2 protein-coding genes are annotated in these 5116 nt (G+C 70.0%); both read right to left on the bottom strand.

Features of this window, described 5'->3' with window-relative positions; all coding sequences use genetic code 11:
- Positions 1-184: 184 nt before the first annotated feature.
- Positions 185-2737 (bottom strand): DUF2156 domain-containing protein, encoded by a 2553-nt coding sequence (locus tag G6020_RS12265; protein WP_347238373.1) that lies wholly within the window; start codon positions 2735-2737, stop codon positions 185-187.
- 17 nt (positions 2738-2754) lie between these two features.
- Complete coding sequence (locus G6020_RS12260; RefSeq protein ID WP_347237885.1) at positions 2755-4110, bottom strand: alpha/beta hydrolase-fold protein; 1356 nt, start codon at positions 4108-4110, stop codon at positions 2755-2757.
- Positions 4111-5116 lie beyond the last annotated feature (1006 nt).

The following is a 5116-nucleotide window of genomic DNA, read 5'->3' as shown; positions in this document are numbered from 1 at the left end:
TCACAGCTTGTTCAGCAGTCTCCTAGAGCCTGCTTCTACGGCCGACGCCGATCATCGCTGCGGATGGCGATGGTCGGCGCCGGTCCTCGTCGAGTGGGTTCGTAGAAGGACCCCTCGAAGGACCACGCGGTGGCCGCTCTCCGGCATCCGCAGTAGAGCCGTGGCACCGGTGCAGCCCTGCGGGTCATCCCGCTGTGGTGTGAGCCAGCCTCAGTGTGGACACCAGGCGGGCTCCCTGGCCGAGTCCCACCTTCGGGAGGTAGGCCCGTCCCACCGCGACACCGATCGCCGGTAGCGTCGCCGCATCCGGGTAGCACAGATGTAGAGGGCGGTACTCCGGGTGGAACTTGGCCTTGAACGCCAGGAGCGAGCGGAACCCGTAGACGGGTTCGAGCGTCTCCCCCACGCGGTCCAGGACACCGGTCAACGACGACGCGTCCCGGGGCGCGGGCGGGCCGTCCCCGCTCGGTTCACGTCGACCGTGCCCGAGCGGTGCCCCGGACAGGCTGAGGAACTCCAAGCCCTCCTCCTTGCCCGTGAGCGCGGCGGAGGCGATGAGGAACTCGGTCGTCGGACGGAAGCCGCCGGTACGGCGGCGCATGAAGTCCAACGTGAGGCCCACGAGCACACCCTCTCGGTAGACGGGGAGCCACGAGGTCACGCCGTGAACGACGTCGTCCCCGTCGACGGCCAGCAGCAAACGCACCTCGGGATCGCGTAGCTCGTCGATTCCACCGAGGGTGAAACCCATCTCGGGCAGACCCTTGTCGGCCACCCATTCCTCGGAGATGGCGACGATCTGCTGAGTCAGCGTCAGGGGAGCCTCGGCGAAGGTCGTCCACGTGGCCGTCACCTGTTCCTTGCGCGCCCGGTTCAGGGCGGTGCGGACATCCTGGAACCGTTTGCCGGTGAACGCCAGGTCGGGCAGGGGGATCACGGTCTCTTCGGCCACCTGGACCGAGGACCACCCCGCCGCCCTCAGCGCCGCCGCCAGCTCGTCGTCGACGGAGTAGAAGCAGGGATCCAGCCCCTGCAGAGCGCAATGTTCGGCGAACTCCAGCGCCGCGGCGCCGGACTGATCCGGCGGCCCCACCGGGCCTCCGGTGGTCAGCGCGACCCGGCCGACCACCCGGAAGGCCACCGCGGACCGGCGACCCGGCGGGTGCTGGTCGGTGAACCAGTACTCGTTGCCGTCCCAGGTCGTCATCCACGACAGAGAGGACCCGCCCGGTGTGTGCAGCAACTGCCGTAACCGCTCGTGGGCCGCGGGGTCCTCGTCGATGCGCCGCGCCCGCAGAAGGCGCCACAGGACGACGATGACGCAGGCCCAGACGGCGACGCCGATCCACTCGAACAACGCCGTCGCCGCGTCGGAGACGGGGAGTAGGGTCGGCCCGAACAGGCCCAGGTACGCAGGAGGAATCAGGCGAGCCGGATAGTCGCGGGCGAGCTCGGCGATCGACGGGTCGGAGAGACCGGACGCCGCGACGCCCTCCGTGACCACCGCACCGAGGCTGACAAAGGCGACGAGCCCGCCGAGCACCACCGCAGTGATCGACAGGGCCGACTGTCTGAACGCGCGACTGCTCGCCCGCACGCGGAAGAACCGTCCGGTGGCCAGCAGGGTGAGCAGGACCGCGGTCACCACCACCAGCGGCGACACCACCCAGACCGTGAGCGCGTGCGGGGCCGCCCCGAAGATCAGTTGGCGTCGTCCGTGGCCGCCGTTGATGGGTCCGGTGACGAGCAGAGCGACTGAGGCAGCGAGCTGAGTGCCGTACGCGGCCAGCGCCCACCAGCGTGCCGCGCGCCGGCCGCGTCGGAGTCCGTCGGCCAGGACGAGGATGAGAACGGACGGCATGAGGGTGAGAGCGAGGGGACCGACCCCGGTCAGGCGGAGAAGTTGTCTGGCGTTCCAGCAGTCGATCCCGCCCGGGGCGGCCTCGCACAGCTCGGCCACCTGTGCCGGGGTGTAGGGCACCTCGCGTACGAGCTGACTCAGGGGCGCCAGGGGCCCGACCGCGCCTGAGGTGAGCGAGACCAGGAGGGGGCCCAGGACGGTCGCCGCCACGACCAGGGCCACGAGGGTTCGGGTCTCCCGGACCGATCCGCCGAGCAGCGGGGTGCGGTGGCGCTCCGTCGCCTGCAGGGCACCGACGGCAAGTCCCGCGAGTGCCCCGGACAACCGGACCGCATCCTGGGGATGCCCGGCGAACAAGAGGAGAGTGACGAGAACAGTCAGGACGACGGCGCGGATCCGGCGTCGCCACAGGGTCGGCATCCGGCTCGTCGCCGCCAGCAGGATCCCGAGGATCCACGGCAGCGGATCGACCCACGAGTGCGCTGGGGCCACCGGCGCCCCCCTGTCCCCGTTGGTCAGAATGCCGACCAACAGGTCGCGACCGATCCCGCCGAGAACCCCTCCGAGTTGAGCGGCGAGGGCGGTGACGAGGAGGCGGGTCCCGCCCAGCAGGCGCTCGGCGACCGGGCCCACCGCCAGAAGCAACAGGGTGGAGACAAGGAGATCGGCGAGGCCGGAGACGACCAGGCCGGACGTGATCGGGGTCCAGACGAATCCGTGGCCCAGGGACACCGACCCCGCTGCGACCCTGTCGAACCACTCGGGATCCGGACCGTGGAGCGCTGTGCCGGTCACTGCGGCCACCACCCACATCAGGGCGAGCAGTGCGATGGTGACCGGGGAGGTCGACCATGCCCGGGCCGCGTATCGGCGCACGGTGGAGATCGTCGGCCTCATCGGATGAGCCCAGTCCTCTGGGCGAGCCAGGGAAGTTCGCGCTCGAGGCCTGCGGACCACACGGCGTAACTGTGCCCCCCGGGCAACTCGGTGAGGTGGGCGTCGACCCCTGCGGACAGCGCGGCTGCATAGAGGTCCTTCGCCGCCGGGCCGTACTCGGTGTCGGTGGATCCGTAGACGAACGCGCCGGCCAGGCCGGGGAAGTGCCGGCTCGCGAGCAGGTCGGCGGGGTTGTTCTGGCGGAATGCCGCCTCGTCTCCGCCGAAGAACTGTTCGACGGTGGCGGATCGCGTGCCGATCGTCGGTTCTCCCTGCCCCGACATGTCGAGGAAGGTCGGGAAGACGTCCGGGTCGGACAGGGCCATCTGGAGCGCGCACGTCCCGCCGAAGGACAGCCCCCCGATCGCCATCGACATCGGCCCCGAGGCGACCTGCAGGTTCTCGTGGATCCACGCCGGGACGTCGACGGACAGGTAGGTCCGGGCATCGCCCCGGGGCGAATCGACGCACAGCGTGTTCCCGAGCGACTCCCCGATCGGGTCGGCCACCACCACGACCGGGGCGAGCCCGGCATGCCGGTCCGCGAACGCGTCCGCGATCACCGGCAATCTCCCGGAGACCACCCAGTCTTCGGGGGCGCCGGGCTGACCGGCGAGCAGGACGAGGACCGGGAGCAGTGGGCGAGGCTGCGCGAAGTATGCCGGCGGCAGATAGATCTGGGCGGGCCGCGCCGTGAAACCCGACGCGGTCCCGGGGATCGTCGCCTCGGTGATCGCCCCGCTCGTCGGCATGTTCTCGGGCGGCGTCCACACCTCCTCCACGGCGGTCCCGGGCGGGAGATCGTCGCCGACGGTCGTCGGGGCGGACCCGAGGACGTCGGCAAGGGGGACGGTCCGGTGTTCCGGCACTCCTATCAGGGTGCCGACGGTGGGGAACTCGGCGTACACACGGTTGACGTGACCGCCGGCGCCGAGGAGCACGGCAACCGTTGCGAGCACCACTCCGCCCACGCGCCACGGGCGCCGGGAGGTACTTCCGCCGGCCAAGCAGGTGACCGCGAGCATCACCGCGAGCAGGGACACGGCGATCCACACGTACACCGTCCGCGGGATCGCATCCGGGAAGGGTCTGAACACCCCTTCGACCAGGACCCCGCCGGCCACGGTCACCAGCACGGCGGCGACCGTGCACGCGGGCAGCATCCGTAGCCACCAGCGGCGTCGATCCCGGGAGTCACTCTTCCCTCCCGTGGAGCCGGCGAGCGACAGGCCCGCGAACCCGACCACCACGAGCACCCACAGGGTCGCCAGCACCGGCGTCTCCAGAAGAGACACACCGAGTAGCTGCTGCACCGCCACCCACCTCCACCGCGAACCACGTCAGGCCGCCTGTCGAACCCGCGTCGTCGTCACCCGCGTGACACCGCGGGTCGAAGCCTAGGAGGGTTTGCTGAGACGACGCGGAGACGGGCACAGCGCTGTCACCAGAGTCAGTGGCCGAGGTCGGTGGCCGAAAGGGTGCGGGTCCACGCCCAGGTAGCCGAGGAAGTTTCCCCCAACACCGTGCCGAACCGTCGCGGAGGGATGTGCAGGAATGCATACTTCCCACGCTCATCGCGACCACGTCGGATAGCCCGTCCACCGTCACGGGTATCGCGCTGTCACCGGCGGAACCGTCGCCCAGTTGCCCGTAGTGGTTCAGTCCCCAGCAGTGGGCGCCGCCGTCCGTCAGGACCGCACACCGCGCAGTGCCTCAGCCCCACGGGCGCGCAAGCTTCTTGGCGATGGTCTGGTGTGCGAAATCGTGAACTCGGCATCGTTTACTTGTAATAACGTCTGGATATCGGTTCGCCCCGCCGTCGGTTCGAGAGGATGCCCTGCCGGCCTGACCCGGGCAATGTGTGGGCGGGGGTTTCCTTATTCATGCCGGGGGGACAGGTCGTGGTTGCCACTTGCGCCGTTCAGGGGACCAGCAGCCGGCGGTGATCGGGTTGTCGGGGGAGAGGACAGAGTTCAGCAGCGCTTCGGCCGTGGTCAGCGCGCTGTCGACAGCACGCAGTTCTGGGCGGGGTCGATGGAGGGTGCCCACGAATTTCTGGTATCCGGCCGGCCACTCGTCACTGGGAAGGATGAGGCGGGGAGGGAGAGCCAGGGTGCGGATGCGGGACTGTTGGCCTAGCCCCGCTGATTCACGGGCCGGTGTGACTGCTGCTGTCGGTTGACGGCGGGATCGATTTCGTGGGTAGGCGTGCGTGTGTGCCGGCTGGCGCTGCCGGTGGGCGGGTCCCCGGGTGGTGATGTCGTGGGCGGGCATGTGAGGTCAGGCTGGTTTGGGGATCGCGGCGATCGTGTTGAACAC

This window comes from Dietzia sp. B19, from assembly GCF_014145155.1.
Taxonomy (GTDB): Bacteria; Actinomycetota; Actinomycetes; order Mycobacteriales; family Mycobacteriaceae; genus Dietzia; species Dietzia natronolimnaea.
Note: the sequence above shows the minus strand (reverse complement) of the source record. Positions and strands in the feature narration are given on the sequence as shown.